The 16,428-nt window shown below is 40.5% G+C and carries 22 protein-coding genes; 15 read left to right on the plus strand and 7 right to left on the minus strand.

Annotated features, from left to right (window positions below; translation table 11 throughout):
• Window positions 1–45: 45 nt before the first annotated feature.
• From IM509_RS15770 to IM509_RS15780, 3 genes are all read right to left on the minus strand, one after another.
• Window positions 46–1,425: a radical SAM/SPASM domain-containing protein gene (locus IM509_RS15770; RefSeq protein ID WP_052276775.1), complete on the minus strand. Its 1,380-nt coding sequence runs from the start codon at window positions 1,423–1,425 to the stop codon at window positions 46–48.
• A 204-nt stretch (window positions 1,426–1,629) separates the two neighbouring features.
• Window positions 1,630–2,292 carry a hypothetical protein gene (locus tag IM509_RS15775; protein WP_221634765.1) on the minus strand — a complete coding sequence of 221 codons (663 nt, stop codon included), beginning with the start codon at window positions 2,290–2,292 and terminating at the stop codon, window positions 1,630–1,632.
• Between the two features lie 23 nt (window positions 2,293–2,315).
• Entirely contained in the window at window positions 2,316–3,401 is a 1,086-nt protein-coding gene (locus tag IM509_RS15780; protein WP_185236821.1) for an amidohydrolase family protein, read from the minus strand.
• A gap of 294 nt (window positions 3,402–3,695) precedes the next feature.
• Here IM509_RS15780 and IM509_RS15785 point away from each other — a divergent pair, with 294 nt between their 5' ends.
• Both IM509_RS15785 and IM509_RS15790 read left to right on the plus strand, forming a co-directional pair.
• Window positions 3,696–3,968 carry a BrnT family toxin gene (locus IM509_RS15785; RefSeq protein WP_185236820.1) on the plus strand — a complete coding sequence of 91 codons (273 nt, stop codon included), beginning with the start codon at window positions 3,696–3,698 and terminating at the stop codon, window positions 3,966–3,968.
• Complete coding sequence (locus IM509_RS15790; RefSeq protein WP_185236819.1) at window positions 3,952–4,227, plus strand: BrnA antitoxin family protein; 276 nt, start codon at window positions 3,952–3,954, stop codon at window positions 4,225–4,227. The genes IM509_RS15785 and IM509_RS15790 overlap by 17 nt, the downstream gene beginning before the upstream one ends.
• Before the next feature lie 35 nt (window positions 4,228–4,262).
• Here IM509_RS15790 and IM509_RS15795 read toward each other — a convergent pair whose 3' ends face one another.
• Both IM509_RS15795 and IM509_RS15800 read right to left on the minus strand, forming a co-directional pair.
• Complete coding sequence (locus IM509_RS15795) at window positions 4,263–4,478, minus strand: hypothetical protein (RefSeq protein WP_002757627.1); 216 nt, start codon at window positions 4,476–4,478, stop codon at window positions 4,263–4,265.
• Window positions 4,475–4,798, minus strand: coding sequence for a DUF4258 domain-containing protein (locus IM509_RS15800; protein WP_043996513.1), 324 nt, complete (start codon window positions 4,796–4,798; stop codon window positions 4,475–4,477). The genes IM509_RS15795 and IM509_RS15800 overlap by 4 nt, the downstream gene beginning before the upstream one ends.
• Before the next feature lie 410 nt (window positions 4,799–5,208).
• Between IM509_RS15800 and IM509_RS15805 the strand changes: the two genes are divergently transcribed.
• The 7 genes from IM509_RS15805 (at window position 5,209) to IM509_RS15835 (ending at window position 9,202) form a co-directional block, all read left to right on the plus strand.
• Complete coding sequence (locus tag IM509_RS15805; protein WP_185236818.1) at window positions 5,209–5,439, plus strand: hypothetical protein; 231 nt, start codon at window positions 5,209–5,211, stop codon at window positions 5,437–5,439.
• 277 nt (window positions 5,440–5,716) lie between these two features.
• Window positions 5,717–6,397 (plus strand): hypothetical protein, encoded by a 681-nt coding sequence (locus IM509_RS15810; RefSeq protein ID WP_185236817.1) that lies wholly within the window; start codon window positions 5,717–5,719, stop codon window positions 6,395–6,397.
• Window positions 6,398–6,593: 196 nt separating this feature from the next.
• Window positions 6,594–6,917, plus strand: a complete 324-nt coding sequence (locus IM509_RS15815) for a hypothetical protein (protein WP_185236816.1) — start codon at window positions 6,594–6,596, stop codon at window positions 6,915–6,917.
• A 622-nt stretch (window positions 6,918–7,539) separates the two neighbouring features.
• Window positions 7,540–7,830, plus strand: a complete 291-nt coding sequence (locus IM509_RS15820; RefSeq protein ID WP_002799472.1) for a type II toxin-antitoxin system TacA family antitoxin — start codon at window positions 7,540–7,542, stop codon at window positions 7,828–7,830.
• Window positions 7,827–8,321, plus strand: a complete 495-nt coding sequence (locus IM509_RS15825) for a GNAT family N-acetyltransferase (RefSeq protein WP_185236815.1) — start codon at window positions 7,827–7,829, stop codon at window positions 8,319–8,321. The genes IM509_RS15820 and IM509_RS15825 overlap by 4 nt, the downstream gene beginning before the upstream one ends.
• A 234-nt stretch (window positions 8,322–8,555) precedes the next feature.
• Window positions 8,556–8,900 (plus strand): type II toxin-antitoxin system RelE/ParE family toxin, encoded by a 345-nt coding sequence (locus IM509_RS15830; protein ID WP_002798095.1) that lies wholly within the window; start codon window positions 8,556–8,558, stop codon window positions 8,898–8,900.
• Between the two features lie 2 nt (window positions 8,901–8,902).
• Window positions 8,903–9,202 carry a helix-turn-helix domain-containing protein gene (locus IM509_RS15835; RefSeq protein ID WP_012266232.1) on the plus strand — a complete coding sequence of 100 codons (300 nt, stop codon included), beginning with the start codon at window positions 8,903–8,905 and terminating at the stop codon, window positions 9,200–9,202.
• A 34-nt stretch (window positions 9,203–9,236) separates the two neighbouring features.
• Here IM509_RS15835 and IM509_RS15840 read toward each other — a convergent pair whose 3' ends face one another.
• Window positions 9,237–11,534, minus strand: coding sequence for a TOMM precursor leader peptide-binding protein (locus IM509_RS15840; RefSeq protein WP_072924710.1), 2,298 nt, complete (start codon window positions 11,532–11,534; stop codon window positions 9,237–9,239).
• 554 nt (window positions 11,535–12,088) lie between these two features.
• Between IM509_RS15840 and IM509_RS15845 the strand changes: the two genes are divergently transcribed.
• The 6 genes from IM509_RS15845 (at window position 12,089) to IM509_RS15870 (ending at window position 14,311) form a co-directional block, all read left to right on the plus strand.
• Entirely contained in the window at window positions 12,089–12,436 is a 348-nt protein-coding gene (locus tag IM509_RS15845; RefSeq protein ID WP_052278463.1) for a rubredoxin, read from the plus strand.
• A 106-nt stretch (window positions 12,437–12,542) separates the two neighbouring features.
• Window positions 12,543–13,535 (plus strand): photosynthesis system II assembly factor Ycf48, encoded by a 993-nt coding sequence (locus IM509_RS15850; protein WP_052276782.1) that lies wholly within the window; start codon window positions 12,543–12,545, stop codon window positions 13,533–13,535.
• Between the two features lie 78 nt (window positions 13,536–13,613).
• Window positions 13,614–13,859 (plus strand): cytochrome b559 subunit alpha, encoded by a 246-nt coding sequence (gene psbE / locus IM509_RS15855; protein ID WP_002749269.1) that lies wholly within the window; start codon window positions 13,614–13,616, stop codon window positions 13,857–13,859.
• A 25-nt stretch (window positions 13,860–13,884) separates the two neighbouring features.
• Window positions 13,885–14,019, plus strand: coding sequence for a cytochrome b559 subunit beta (gene psbF / locus IM509_RS15860; RefSeq protein ID WP_002736175.1), 135 nt, complete (start codon window positions 13,885–13,887; stop codon window positions 14,017–14,019).
• A gap of 10 nt (window positions 14,020–14,029) precedes the next feature.
• Window positions 14,030–14,149 (plus strand): photosystem II reaction center protein PsbL, encoded by a 120-nt coding sequence (gene psbL, locus IM509_RS15865; RefSeq protein ID WP_002735805.1) that lies wholly within the window; start codon window positions 14,030–14,032, stop codon window positions 14,147–14,149.
• Between the two features lie 42 nt (window positions 14,150–14,191).
• Window positions 14,192–14,311: a photosystem II reaction center protein J gene (locus IM509_RS15870; protein WP_043995402.1), complete on the plus strand. Its 120-nt coding sequence runs from the start codon at window positions 14,192–14,194 to the stop codon at window positions 14,309–14,311.
• Window positions 14,312–14,551: 240 nt separating this feature from the next.
• On the opposite strand, the gene psbB is transcribed toward IM509_RS15870, so the two are convergent.
• The gene (psbB, locus tag IM509_RS15875; protein WP_002785360.1) at window positions 14,552–16,078 is read right to left on the minus strand and encodes a photosystem II chlorophyll-binding protein CP47; all 1,527 of its coding nucleotides are present in this window, start codon (window positions 16,076–16,078) and stop codon (window positions 14,552–14,554) included.
• Window positions 16,079–16,428: the final 350 nt, after the last annotated feature.

Genomic DNA, 16,428 nt, shown 5'->3' on the forward strand with positions numbered 1-16,428 from the left:
TATTTTCTAGCATTTGAGCAGAAAAATGTCCATTAAACTCTTAGATCAGACTTGAGAATAAATTTCTGTCACCGTTGTGGTTAGCACTGAGTATCCATCTTTTAGTTCTTGATCAATTATTTGCGATTTCCACATCTCACAGTCTTGACAAGCTCTTCTTTTTTCTAATTGATTAAGAATTAAATCTTGTCGTAGTTGCTGGAATAACTCTCCCGACCAAATATCTTGTAAAGTTTGTTGATTATAATCCCCTAAACTTTCAATCTCTTGATCAAAACCTAGTCTAAATAAGGTTTCTATACAGTAGTAGATTTTGCCATTGGGTAAAACTGCCATTTCCAGAAAAGGGAATAAACAAGTCCAGCGCCCTTGCGCTTTTTGTTGATAATATTGGAGGGATTTTTGTACCCCTTGATTGTGTTTTTTTAGTCGCATATTATTTTCTTGATATTCAGCAATATTAAGGATAAAAACACTATTAACTTTTGATAACCAACGATTTAAAAATGCTTCTTCTTCCTCAAGATTAACATTGTAATTTCTGACAAAAGAGGTTCTAATTTCGCAGTCAATACCCAACTGATCTCTAATTCTTAACAGATCAATTGTATTGGATTCGACCTGGCTTAAATCTCCACCTCGAATTCTTAAATAAGTCTCTGGAGTCGCCGCATCAAGACTAATATCAATACTGGTTAAACCCGATTTTAACAGAGCTTTAATATAAGTTTTATTCAGAAGTTGACCATTAGTAGTTAGATGAACTTTTGGAACACCTTGCTGTCGGCAAAGTTGAATAAAGTCTATAAGTTTAGGATGAAGTAATGGTTCTTCAACACTACCTATTACAATGGTAGTTGCTGCTTTTCCACAGTCTGCTGCTAGTTTCTCCATCATCTCCCAAGACATGACTTTTTTCTTTTGAAAAAAATCTGTAGTATGATTAGACTTTATCGAAGAACTATGATAGGGACACATAACACACTTAAGATTACAAGTGTTACCAACAACAACTCTGACATAAGAAGGTGCGATCGCTTTTCCATAATGACAACTAAAATAATGTAACTGCTCATCTCTATCTATTGCCGATAGTAAAACTAATGGAATAGGCTGAGGTTGAATAGTTTTGCTTGTTAGGAATGTCTCTATGTGGGGTTGTAATTGATGCCAAATATCACTTAATTCTTGGGGATATAAATACGCTAGTATAGGATAACTAGGCAAACCCAAATCTGAAAGAATGGGTAAAGTTGGCTGAAAGACAACAACCGCATATTTATCCTTAGCCGTCATTAGCAATTTTTTGATACTATGAGGATGCAAAGGAATATTATGGGAGGGAATCTCAAGAATTCTATCTGAAAAGATAGAAGTATTTATTGTCAGATCGGATAAAAGGTTCTGAGGATCTTTAATAATCATTTTTTGACTAATTTAACGATAAAATCCTCACCCTTGAGGTGAGGCGAGCAATTCTTATTTTTGTTCAATTAAGTAGGTGGGTGGAATTAAATATAAGATGAACGTAGGTTGGGTTGAAGCATGAAACCCAACCCCCGATTATGTTACGCTACCGCTAACCCATCCTACAAATAATTGTGCCTCCCTACTTAGTTTGTAAGGCTTCTAGGAACAAGTTGTCGGAATATAAGGATTTGTGGAAAAATACTCCCCTCTTGTCCGGTTTGATATCCAGTCGGACAAATCATCTGCATTTAAAGTGGCATTTCCCCATGACGGCTCAGGTGGATAGGGAATAATCATTTTAAACAACTCTGGTGCATTGTTATCTGCATCCAATATTTGACCAATAAAGCTACTATACGTCACTTCAAATAAGTAACCCAAGCTTGGGTTTTGCTCTCCCAGTTCATATTCATCAAAGATTGGAAAAATATAATCCTTGGATGGAGGAGGAACGTCTGGAGAAAAGAAGACTTGTCTGAGTAAATAAGCTGGCTCAATTTCATCAACGGTTTCTAGTGGTTGGTTGGGATTAGCTCCAAACAATTTTTTGAGGTGATCAGCATTCTTTCCTTCTTTCAATCCCTGGTCTGAGGTCGGATGTTCAAAATAAGTCCTTAAGAGATTGGCCACTCTCTTTTGCTCGGCGTATTTCTCTTCATTTTCATCAGCCCATCGCCAAATATAAGCAATAATTTGAGAAACTTGTTTTGACTGTTGATAAAGACGCTGTAAAAAATTAATTTGTGGGGATTTATGTTTCATTTGATGAGCGGCTTCATTAACTTTTTCTGCCTTGTAGAATAAGCTACGAGTTTCAAACATAAGTGTGCTTCCTTTTTGAGAAATTAAATTGAACAATAAAATCGCTGAGGATTTTCCCAAACGATTTTTTTAACTATCTCCCGAGATAAGTTGTCTTCAAGTCCTATAACTTTTTTTACCCCATCAGCTTGATGATCCATGTGAGGATAATCAGACCCGAAGATTAAGTTATCAGAACCGATAAAATCAATGACCTGAGCCAAACAAGGTTCAGAGGGTTCCCCTGCAATGTAACATTGACGGCGGAAATACTCCGATGGTAGTAATTTTACCCGATCTTGGACTTCCCAATGTAAATTTTTATACTCTTCGTCAAGCTTCCATAACCAATAGGGAAGCCAACCACACCCTGACTCTAGAAACGCCACCCTCAGCCTCCGATGACGTTCTAACACCCCCCCTTCAATTAAGGCTAACAGTGCCATCATCTGCTCCATGGGGTGAGAACAAGCATGAAGGGCAAAACGGGTGTTAAATCGATCTGCACCAGTGGTGGGTAAGCGGCTATGAGTGCCTTCATGAATTCCTACAGCCATGTCCAAATCCTCGCAGGCCGCCCAAAAGTGTTCATAGGATCGATCGCTCAAAATTCTGCCTTTAACGGGATTAGGGCGCAAAAAAACCGCCTTCCAGCCCAAGTTTGCCATGCGGTGTAGCTCTTTGACCATATCTTCGGGATCATGTTGATTGACTGCAGCGACTCCTTTCAGTCTAGCCGGGTCATAGCTACAATATTCTTCATATAACCATCTATTATAGGCACGGACAAAAGCCCCAATCACTTCGGCGGGTAGGCTATCAATGGCAAATAACCACAGTCCATAATTGGGATAAATAAAGGCCACATCTATGCCCATTTGTGTCATAGATTGAACATGGGATTCCGGGTTATAGCGGTTGAGATAAGCGTGGGGATGAGCTTGCATCATCTGCTTATTCCCTTCTGCTTGGACTTGTGGGGATATTTTTTGACTAATCGGTTCTCCTTTGATTTTCATGTCAGCAGAAGGGGCAAATTCCCTAAATTTAGGTTCTAGGTATTTTCCCCACATTGCGGGGGGTTCAATGACATGGGAATCAGCATCAATAATTTTGTACCCGTTGAGCATAGCGATTTTTCGGCAATTTTCTACCTAAATTATATTTGATTGGGAAAAAGCGGTCCCTTTTTTTAGGCTTTTTTTTCATCCCCTAAAACTCCATGGATTGATTGGGTTAAACTTGATACAACACTTTATTAAACTTAACGAATGGAAGCGATTGAATTTAAAATGATTCTTCATCATGGCACAGTTGTCATTCCCCCTGAATACCCCTCTAAGTGGGAAGGTAAGGCGATCCGTGTGATACTCTGAAGGGGTTTTGAGCTTGACTCAACCTTCTAAAATACATATAATGTATGTATGTCATTTGAATACGATCCCAGAAAAGCAAAAACCAACTGGCAAAAGCACGGTGTTTCCTTTGCAGAAGCTGAAATGGTGTTTTTTGATCCCCTCGCTATTCATGATCTTGATCCCGGTTGTATAACAGAAGAACGTTTTATTGCAGTGGGGATGGGAAACATGGGATCACTATTAGTGGTTATTTATACTTTGCGGGGTGAAGTCATTCCCTTGATTTCCGCTCGTCGTGCTACAAAACAAGAGAGAAAAACTTATGAGAAAGGAATATGATTTTTCTAAAGGAAAACGAGGGGCGCTCATTTCCTCTCAGGGAAAAACACCCATTACCATTTATCTAGATGATGAGATTCTAGCTTATTTTCGAGAACAGGCTGAAACCGCAGGAATGGGTTATCAAACCCTAATTAATGAGACTTTAAAACAATATATCCAATCTCCTTCTGAGCGATCGCTCACTCAGTCCGATTTACGTCGTATTCTTCGGGAAGAATTATCGGTTAGGCGATCGCTGTGTTGTTCTGAGGAATAGCGATCGCTTTTTAATTTTTTCTTGTCAAAGTTTAGTTAAACGGTAAGAGGGGTAATTTTGTAAAGATGTGCTAAATTGGAAGCTTTTTGTAGATCACCTTGACGAAGGGCTTCCCGGACATCATCTAATTTTTGAGCGTCTTCTAATGATAAATAGGGCGACCATCCTTCGGGAGTCTCAATCAGTTCGACTTCCACTTCAGCCATGTACTCTCCAATGTGGATGAGTTTAATGTGAGGCTTTTTTGTCATAGTTTTCTCCTTGTAAAATCACTTGACCAACGTGCTGGATCAGGTCTATAGGCAGTGACTAGAACAGCAGGCGATTCGGTATTCTTGGCTATACCCCAAACCACATGAACGGGTTTACCCTGACTATCTTTCTGTAAGACTAGCACACAACGCCCTTTAGGATATTCCGGGTAATCTTCGAGAATGACAGCTTCTCTAATACCCGTTATCACATCCCTTACCAGAATACCGTCATTTGCTAGTTCATCGTAGCCATGGGCTGATATTTTGACTTGCCCACGGGAAAGTAAAGCCAGAACTAATTGGAAGGTTATACTCATCATCTAATCATAGCATCTCTTTATTCAAGGAAGAAGGCGATCGCTGTCTGTTTTCAAGAATTGCGATCGCTTTTTTGCTGCCTTCTTTTCATCCCCTAAAACCGCTACAAGTCAGAGGTTAAAAGGGTTTTGATGATTTTAGTCGCCAGATTAATTCATTAGTTCTACTTAAGGAATTAGGGAGTCATACTATAAAGTGACCCTTTAAATCTAATATAAATCTAATATAAATCTCATATAAAAGTTAATATTCTACTCAAAAAAACCTATTAGAAAAGTATTAACTTTAGAGATTGCCATTACCACAAATAAAACTTATTCTGGTATCAAAGGTGATTAAACAAATCACTTTTAACCCAAAAGACAAGGCATTTTGCCTCAAAACATCTCGTTAACTGGAGAAAATGCTAATGACAACTATTACATTGGTTCAAGCCGCAGCACATGATGCTACTTATATTCATTTAATGACGGCACAACCCATGAATGTTAACCTAACAGGTCTGGCAGGTGGTGCAATTCAATTTACTTGTACTAATCCGTTAGCTACCATAACCGGTGCAAGAACAGTTGATATCACCTATGACGCTGCTGTTCCACAACAACATGAAACTATTCAAGTTAGTTCGGTAATGGCATAACCATTGCATGGTTGATGCTTAATCGTGCCGTGCGACTTTTGCATGAGGTGCAATTCAAAGTACCCAAATTTTCCAAAATCCAGTAACTAACTCAGGTAAACCTGAATTAGAAGTAGCGAATTGCCAGTAATGCACACAAAAAAAGACAAGATATTTTGTTTAGTACAGCAAAAAATCTCGATAGTGCAACCTTCCAATAGCAGTTCAGAAATTGTCCTGTGTAGAAAACACAAAGCTCAACAGTATCATAACCAATCTAAAAATAAAGGAGACTTCTATGTCCACACTACTCACGATCAATGTAACCAACAATGCAGCTCAAAACAACAACTTTTTCTTCTTCCAAAAACCTGCAATCTATGTTGGTGGTCAACAAGTATATTCCAATAGCCTATATCAGCGTTTGTTAAAGCCATTTAATTCATCTGGCACAATATTAACATTCCAATCCAATGTACAATACTATGCGGCAGTGCAAGAAGCCTCTAGTGCAGCCCCACCTATCGGGAGTTCCTCTGGCTATCAATCATCTATTCAGGCTATTAATTTGACTGCATCGGGAAGTCAAGCTTCTAACTCTACAACGATGACCTACGATTCATCAACAAAAGCATTGGGGTTAACCCCTCCTACCTATGACTCGAATGTCCAACCGGGTGCTTTCCGTATCAACACAGCACAGTATAATTCACCCCCGACTTTCTTTAACGCAGGGTCAGCTGTTATGGTCAATGGTGGAATTGTTCTTTCTAACTTTATTAACGCACAACCGCAAGTGATCATTGATTGTCAGCCAATACTAACATTCTATGTATCAACTGGTACATACACACCGGGGACAGTTATGAATTTTACTCAATCGGCTCAACAAGCTGCCTTGTGTGACTTTACACCTGGTTACACGACAGCGAATGTAACTTATAATAACAACGGAACTTGGAGTGTAAATATGAGCTAAAAACATCAGAATTTCGGCGTTGCTAATAGATAGGCTTAATGAGTCAATCTCAACAATGGATTGGAGAGAGGAAATCTGTAAGACTTTTGATTTTTAAACTTATTCCTTGTCATGCCTTGACTAAGCAACGCCTTCTTTATATCAAAATATCCCATCTTACTAAATAGTTTGTCAATGAATTCAAGGAGTACTATTGATGACTCAGGTGCAAAAAATCGCTTGTATTAACAATGCAGGGTTTGTTATGAATTTCTCGATTCTATGGCAAGATATTTACGGGAACTGGAATATTACAAGCTGGAATAGTGGTAACTATCCGATTAATAAAACTCGAACAAGTCCAGATTTAAAAGAAATCGGAATCGATCCTATTACCGCTGTATTGGTAACACCTTATGTTGAGGCAGTTCTGGGAAAGCAAGAGAGTGGCTCTCCATGTTTAGAGTATCAGCCTAATGGTCTGACAGGTATATACCAAGTAAAAGGAACGACATTAAATTATAGTGTTAAGTTGGTATAAGCAGGGATGCGTAATTGGCTGCATCTCAGTTTTGCAAAAATACTAAAGATAGGATATTAAGGAAGAAGAAATTGATGAACAGAGGTAAGGACAATGACCGGATTAAATGATGCTGACCGAAAAAAATCTAAGAATACCTCAAAGCCATAGTTAAAATTCTATATCAGAATACTCCCTCAGATAAGCTGAAAACGTTTGAAAAAATAGAAATGACATTAGACCTCTTGCATAAATCCGAAAACAAACGATAGAAACAATAATGGGAGGGACTTTCAGTTAATTATTTATTAGTAGTTGATAATCTTCAAAAATGTTGCTGTACAAGGATCGACTTAAGACTTTTGCAGGAGGTCTATTGAAAGAACAGATTCAAGAAGAAATTAGTGCGATCATATCTTCTTCTCGATTGGGTTGAAGCAACGAAACCCAACACTAATAAAGGTGTGTTACTTCGGTGACATACCTTTTACCTATCAGTTATAATGGAAAGGTTTGAAGCCTAGACTTTCATCAAATGATGCTCATCTCTCTGAAAAATCCTGGTATCGTATCGTACATAGTGTAATGTCGTTGTCACTACATTATGTTAAAATAATTAAGTTTGGAATTACACACCCATCTTATGAGTAGTAAAACAAAAAGTAAGACTCCGCGTAATACCCTAAATTTGCGAATTAAGCCAGAAGAACGCAATTTGATCGATATGGCAGCCAAAGTGCAAGGTAAGAATAGAACTGATTTTATTTTGGAAGCCGCGCGGAATGCTGCGGAGGAAACTTTGCTCGAACGTACTATTTTTTTGGCTAGTCCAGAGGCTTATGCAGAATTTATCGCACTTCTAGATGCACCACCTCAACCTAATGAACGTTTACGCAAAACCATGCAGACGCTCGCACCTTGGGAGAAGGAATGAATTTGACACCACCTGAACCTCTGGCTAGTTATCACTCAATCACTGATTTTTCCTGCGGAATTACTTCTCTTGATGATTGCTTGAAGCGTCGAGCTTATGCTAATCAAGCCAGTGGTGCAACTAGAACTTTTGTTACCTGCGTTGACAATAGGGTAGTTGGGTATTACGCCCTTGCTTCCGGGGCGATTAGTATACAATCAGCTAATGGTAAATTTCGGCGGAATATGCCTAACCCAATTCCAGTGGTAATTTTGGCACGATTGGCAGTAGATACTTCTTCCCAAGGTCAAGGTTTAGGATGCGGTTTATTTCGTGATGGTGCGCTACGGGTTGTTAAAGCGGCTGATACCATTGGTATTCGGGGAATTATTGTTCATGCTATTTCAGAAGAAGCTAAGAATTTTTATTTGGCTTTAGGTTTTGATGTGTCTCCTCTTGAACCGATGACGTTGATGATTACTCTTAATGATTTACGCGCTTGTATTGCTTAGTGCGCTACAGGGGCAACACGGGGTCAACCACAGGGGGTTTGCCCCTACAGGTACGTTTAAGTCCAGAATAACTTTGCTTATGGCCTCATGAACGAGATATTTGCCCTGATACACTTTACTTAGATTCAGTTAAACTAAAATGATCATCATCTTGCTTGTCAACTAACGAACAATTGACAAACTGATGATCATATTATACTAAATTAGGTATCAACCTTAATCATTAACCCCAACATGGGAGATAAACCCATTTACTGGATTGGGACGTCAAGGGAAGATATTAGAGATTTTCCTGAAGACGCAAAGCGTAAAGCAGGTTTTCAACTGAGAGCTATTCAACAGGGAGAGAAACCCAATGATTTTAAACCCATTCCCATTATTGGTCAAGGAACAGAAGAAATTAGAATTTGGACAGGAGAAACCTACAGAATCTTTTATGTGGCAAGGTTTAAAGAAGCGATTTATGTCCTTCATGCTTTCGGTAAAAAAACACAGAAAACCTCGAAAAAAGAAATTGAATTGGGACAACAACGTTATCAACAAATGATTCAATTTAGACAACAATTACAGGAGGGATAACCATGACACAATCTAACCCTATTGAGATCACTTTTGGTAGCGATAACATCTTTGAAGATTTAGGATTTAACAGTGAAGAAGCAACTAACTTAAAAATTAGAGCCGATTTGATGTTAACCTTGCGGTCTTTTATCCAAGAAAAAAGATGGACACAGCAAGAAGCCGCCACTTTTTTCGAGGAAACACAACCGAAAATTAGTGATTTAATGAATGGAGAAATTAGCCGTTTTACTGTTGATAAATTACTCAGTCTTTTAGATAAAACGGGAATGAAAGTTAAACTCGAAATCTTCACCAAGTAACTTAAAATCATCAATAATTGACCATGAACAAGGGTTACATCCACATGGGAAAAGGATTTAATTCATCTTCCGTCAAAGTCTCTTTTAACCATCCCATGCTAACAGGAACATCATACAATCTTCCTGCCCCTAAACGCTTCCACATATGACGCATTCCGGGGACAATGACTTTAGCCACCCTTAAACCAATATCGGGACGAGTCTGATCTAAGACTAACATTTCCATCTCCTTTGACTCAACAATTCGCTGACACAATTTAACATCCGCTAATAAATCATCACTAGCTAATTGTAAATAATTATGACTTTTTTTGGGTATTATTTTACTATCGGGAACTAAATAAGATTGATTGCTTAACCTTGCCGTTTGCCACCATTTAACCGCCAAAGGATCAGCAGAGGGAGGATAAATCGTTGTCCCATCTTCCTTAAAAGATAACACATTGGGTAAGATTTGATTAACCTCTGTTAACGCTCGACTAATAGCAATTTTCGGGTCAAAATGCGCCCCATACCCTAACAAAATGTCCTCCACTTCCCGCTCCTTTCTCGGACTAATAGCAGCAAAACAGGGAATATTCAAATCACTGGTAATATCTAACACCCATAGCTCCCGATTTAACCCCTCATAATATTGCTTTAATTGCTCAAAATATGGCTCATTAAAGCTCTCTAAATTAACGGAAGGTTTAACTAATTGATTATACCACCATAAAGCCACACAATCTCGTTCCACTAACTCCATAAACCCTTGTAAAATCGCTTCTTCTATCGTATTTCCTGCGGCGCAGCCATTAGAATCTGCCCAACAATCTAAGGGTTCAGATTGATGATAACCATAATAACAATATCCTGTCGGTAAATACTTAAAATCTTGAGCAGTTAAAGACCATACAGGAGTCCAATCAATGATTCTAGTTTCATCAAAAGGTTCAGGAACTTTTTGAAACCATCCTTGATTCTTCGCATTCCATTCTTCTCGATGTTGATATTGTTTTTCACTAAAATTCATACATTTGTTAGGATGAATAGCTTTATCTCCTAACTCTTGATAACTCGCTTTTTCTCTGATTTCATTCCCTTGAAAAACTCCCGAATAGCGCTCAATAGCTTCACAAAATCCACTTGCTTTTGCTTGACTATCTGTACGGCCTTTTCCCGCACTTCTACCTCCAATATTTTGCCGTAAACTGTCTAAATCATCAAAGACACTACGAAAATGATGTTTAGCTACATAAGTATGAACTAAAGCATTCCCTTGTATCTTATTTAATTCTCGCACAATTCCCGTAATAGGACCGATATGATGTTGATAGGTTCTTAAGGTTTCTTCAGGAGAACAAAAACGATGTCCCCCATCACTGGTAAAAGCCTTTTTACGATGTCCCAAAACCACGGGTAAAGGTGTTTTATTTAGAGAATATCCACAACTAGGACAGTTCGGACGTTTAACTAAAATATGCTCTTGAAATTGTAAATTTAAAGTATCATAAGTCATTAGCATTCCTTCTAAACGTTGATTTTTACCTTGAATAATCCACTTAAAAACCTCCATAGCCGTCAGATTTAAAACCGTCTGTATTGTCGCTGAAGAAAACCCTAAAGGAGAAATTAAAGAAATCTTATTGTCTCTCTGTCTAATGATAAATTCCTCCACGGGACGATTATCTCGTAATCGTTGAGCCAAACAATGCCAACAACCAGTTTTATCGGGATCAAATAAGGGACCAATCCAGGCTAGATTTCCCAGGGGATTAACTAATAACCACGGTTTTTGCAAGACTAAAGCTTGTTGATTAATACTATCTAAATCAGGATGAAGATAATTATCGGTTAAAATAATGGTTAAATCCCCTTCATCTGCGACTTGAATTTGCAAGGAATTTAAAATATTGATCAAATCTTGCTGGGGAATTGAGCCTAGGGTTTTAACCGTAACCTTCAGAGATTGTAATCGTTCAAAAGCTTGGGCTTGAGAAACCTGAAGATGATGGCATAAAATTGCTAAATTAGACGGTAATAATTCTTTTTTTTCTAACAAAAACCCTCGTTTATATAACTGAAAAATTGCTTTTTGAATTGCCAGACTATAATTAATAATAACTGCGAACGAATTAGTATTACTAGGATTGATTTCTTGATTTTGTAACAGTTCTAACTGAAGAATATCAATAATTTCATCAAGATTACGTTGACCATCGATTAATCTTACTAAACGATAATAAAGCGGCTCTTGAAAACAGATTGATTCTCGCTCAGATAGAAAAAATACCGTATTTGGTTCTAGGGTTTCAATTGAATAGGCAGGATTCCAATCAAGCTGGTTGAACATAATTTTTACTCTCTTTTTAAGGGATAGGTAAGGTTGATGATATACCTATAATATAAGGTTGATAGCAGTTATCTTAATTGTGAGCTGCGAAGTTTTCGTTTTCGGGAACGGCGAGGAAGCAGCCCATTTATGCCAAAATATAAAAGCGATCGCTAAAAGTGATTAAATTTATTCAATATGAAGACAAGTAATTTAGCTTCACTCTCGCCTCTAAGAAGAAATTAAGCCGGGGATTTAGTCAATTTGGTCAAGAATAATCGGTTAGAGGTGAGAAATCAGACCCCTAATTTCTTCCCTGCCTGAAATTTCTCAATTTCTCGGAATAAATTTGACTACCAAAATCAGGGTAAATAGCCCAAATATCAACTTAATAAAGTTTTAATAGACATTTAAGCCCTAATAGATTAATCTTACTTTTTTTAAAGCCGATATGCTGCCTCGCTAATCCTTTTAAGACTTGAAAACTTGGTATTCTGTCAGGGGTTGGCCGTGAGAGGGGTCAATTTTCAAGGATAATTTGTAACAGAGTGTTGAAAATTCCTTTAATCTTAGTTATGAGCGATCGCCCACCAGAACTAACCCTAGCCGACCAGGCCCCTGCCAACTACGAATGTCGCTCCTGCGGCTACGTTTACGACCCCAGCAAGGGAGATAGTAAAACCAACACTCCCGCTGGAACCCCCTTCGAGGAATTGCCAGAAACGTGGCGCTGTCCCGTGTGTGGTGTGCGTCGTTCCCAATTTATCAACATCGGAGCCAAAGATGCTCCTTCGGGATTCCAAGAAAATCTTAGCTATGGTTTTGGAGTTAACCGTCTGACTCCGTCACAAAAAAATATTTTGATTTTCGGGGCTTTAGCGCTAGGATTTGTTTTCTTTATTAGTTTATATGGTTTAAACTAACTCAAGCACTCATTATCTTTAATCCAACGGCTCTTATGAGCCTGTAACCCATCGGGTACAAACCCTAATCCGTCCCGATTCCTTGACCAATACCTCTGAACCATTGATGAGAAAACTGAAACAATTCGTAATAGTTCTAGCTGTAGCCTTTTTCTGCTTTAGCTGTAGTAGTGTGCCATCCCTGAGCAGTAGTCCTTGGCAAATCCTCACCCTCGACACTGACTCCACTTTTGCCGATATCGCCTTTACCGACGACCTGCAGCACGGTTGGTTAGTGGGAACCAAATCTACCCTCTTTGAAACCACCGATGGGGGGGACAGCTGGCAGCAAAAAGTCCTCAACCTTGGCGAAGAAAAAGTTAGCTTTAGCGCCGTCAGTTTCCACGACCAAGAGGGTTGGATTGTCGGTAAACCCTCAATTCTTCTCCATAGCGAAGACGGGGGCAGCAGCTGGTCCCGTATCCCCTTAAGTGAAAAATTACCCGGTTCCCCCTACGGAATTATCGCCCTTAACGACAAAACCGCCGAAATGGTCACGGATTTAGGCGCTATCTACCGCACCAAAGACGGGGGCAAAACTTGGCAAGCTTTAGTGGAAGGTGCTGTGGGTGTGGCCCGGACAATTGTTCGTTCCCATGATGGTAAATACGTGGCCGTTTCCGCACGCGGTAACTTTTATTCCACCTGGGAACCGGGGTCAACAGAATGGCAACCCCACAATCGTCTTTCCTCCCGCCGCTTACAAAAAGTCGGTTATGGTGAAAATGGGGAACTGTGGGCCCTGGCCCGGGGTGGTCAACTACAATTTACTAGCCCCAATGATCTCGATACATGGGAAGATAAGGTATTCCCCGAGTTTTCCACCAGTTGGGGACTTTTGGACCTCAACTACCGCACTCCCGAAGAAATTTGGGTCGCTGGTGGTAGCGGCAATCTGTTGGTCAGTGATGACAACGGCCAATCTTGGCAAAAAGATCGCGCCGTGGAAAGTGTCCCCTCCAATCTCTATCGAATTGTTTTTATCAATTCCGACAAGGGTTTTGTCTTGGGACAAAATGGGGTTTTACTGAAATATAATCCCCCGAGCGAACCGGCCTAAAACTTGTCTCAGGGTCAAGAAAGTCTCTATTATAGAGATTGAATTTTTCAAGTCCTATCATTCCGAGGAGAACCGTCCATGTCAGGTAGTACCGGCGAACGTCCTTTTGGCGATATCGTTACCAGTATTCGTTACTGGATTATCCATAGCATCACCATCCCCATGCTGTTTATCGCAGGTTGGTTATTCGTGAGTACCGGTTTAGCTTACGATGTTTTTGGCACTCCCCGTCCCGATGAGTATTACACTCAAGAGCGTCAAGAATTACCGATCATTAATGATCGCTTTGAGGCCAAAAATCAAATCGAGCAGTTTAATCAGTAGTTTACTTTAATTAAGGATAAAAACAATGGCTAGTGGTAATCCCAATCAACCCATTTCTTACCCCATTTTCACCGTTCGCTGGTTGGCAGTTCATACCTTAGCGGTTCCCACTGTCTTCTTTATCGGTGCAATTGCGGCAATGCAGTTTATTCAACGCTAGGAGAACAATTATGGAAAGAACACCTAATCCGAATCGGCAAGCCGTCGAGTTAAATCGTACTTCTCTTTACCTAGGTTTACTCCTAGTTGCTGTCTTGGGAATTTTATTTTCCAGCTATTTCTTTAACTAATTAGTCCCGATTTATTCTCATCGCAATTAGGAGGTGTTATTCATGTTCGCAGAAGGTCGTATTCCTTTGTGGTTAGTCGCCACCATCGCCGGTCTAGGCGTTATCGCCGTGGTTGGTCTTTTCTTCTACGGAGCTTACGCCGGTTTAGGTTCCTCTATGTAATTCCATATACGGGTAATTTCCCCGGGCAAAAAACCGTTAGTTATAGAAATAACTAGCGGTTTTTTCACTATTCGGTTTAAAGTAAAGCTCGATCGAACTTTAAAAACCCACACCCTACACCCCACTTTCCTATACCTTTTAAACAGGATTTAGTCTCACGTTTGCAGGAGAACTAATAATCAACAAAAAAAAGGAGTCAAAGACTTGACTCCTTTAGTTATATAGATGATTTAGCTAAAACTAAACTTCTTGTTTACGAGTGCTAAGATCACCCAATTTTTGGAATAAACCGAATTCCACTTGTTCTTCCAGATCCGGATCGACCCCGGCGAATACGTCGCGGTAGATGGTACGAGAACCGTGCCAGATGTGACCGAAGAAGAATAGTAAAGCAAAGACAGCATGACCGAAAGTAAACCAACCCCTCGGAGAAGTGCGGAATACCCCGTCAGACTTCAGGGTTTCGGTGTCAAACTCGAAAGCTTCACCGAGTTGCGCTTTACGGGCAAATTTCTTCACATCAGCAGGATCGCTGAAGACCTGACCATCGAGAGCGCCACCGTAGAAAGAAACGGTAACACCACTTTGTTCGATACTCAGTTTCGATTCCGCACGACGGAAAGGAATATCAGCGCGAACGATACCTTCCGAGTCAGTCAGGACAACGGGGAAGGTTTCAAAGAAGTTAGGCATCCGACGCACGCTCAGGACGCGACCTTCGCCATCTTTGAACACAGGGTGTCCTAACCAAGATTTAGCGATACCGTCACCGCTATCCATGGCACCAGTACGGAATAAACCACCTTTAGCGGGGCTATTACCGACATAATCATAGAAAGCCAGTTTTTCGGGGATTGCTTGGTAAGCTTCGGCGATGGTGGCCCCATTGGCGATGCTGGCCTCGACGCGACGCTCAATTTCTTCTTGGAAATAGCCCTTATCCCATTGGTAACGGGTCGGGCCAAAGAGTTCGATCGGCGTGGTAGCATTACCGTACCACATGGTTCCAGCCACGACGAAAGCCGCAAAGAAAACGGCGGCGATACTGCTAGAAAGCACCGTTTCGATATTACCCATTCTCAGGGCTTTATAGAGTCTTTCGGGGGGACGAACGGTTAAATGGAATAAACCGGCGATAATCCCGACGATACCCGCAGCAATGTGGTGAGCTACCACACCCCCGGGGTTAAAGGGGTTAAAACCAGCAGGTCCCCATTCGGGAGCTACGGGCTGCACATGACCGGTTAAACCGTAGGCATCGGAAACCCACATCCCGGGACCCCAAAGGCCTGTTTGATGGAAAGCACCGAAACCAAAGCAAAGTAAACCGGATAAGAACAGGTGAATACCGAACATTTTCGGCAAATCGAGGGCAGATTCGCCCGTGCGGGGATCGACGAATAATTCTAAATCCCAGAAAACCCAGTGCCAAACCGCCGCTAGGAATAGCAGACCGGATAAAACGATATGAGCGGCGGCAACGCCTTCAAAAGACCAGAAACCGGGGTCAACACCAGTTTCGCCGGTGACGCTCCAGCCACCCCAAGAACCGGTGACACCTAAACGGGCCATGAAGGGCAGCACGAACATTCCTTGCCGCCACATCGGGTTTAATACGGGGTCACTGGGGTCAAAAATAGCAAGCTCATAGAGGGCCATGGAGCCAGCCCAACCCGCTACCAGTGCGGTGTGCATCAGGTGAACGGAAATTAAACGGCCCGGGTCGTTGAGAACGACTGTGTGTACTCGATACCAAGGTAGTCCCATTGACTACGCTCCTCCTATTGACAATTTAGTGTCCACTTAGACGCTTTTTATATTCAGGGTCAAATATAAGCCCAACAATCTCGACGGTTAAGTGCAAGAGTTAGCCGACCTACATTATCCCTTGAAAAGTGTATCTATTCTAAAGAAGTGTAACTATTGTTAGAACAGATTTCAAGTGCTTGCGATCGATCTTCCGCCAGAATATTCCAACCCACATTCCGCACCCTAAAGTGTCACATTGAAAATTTTATCTAAATCGTCAAAACGATTGCCGGCTCTGAATTACAGGCTAATTTGTTTGCCCAGCAGATGCACAATTAGCCCTAAAAATCTGATAGCTCTGATACCAA

Origin of the sequence: Microcystis sp. M31BS1 (assembly GCF_020245285.1) — a bacterium.
In the GTDB taxonomy this organism is placed as follows: Bacteria; Cyanobacteriota; Cyanobacteriia; order Cyanobacteriales; family Microcystaceae; genus Microcystis; species Microcystis panniformis.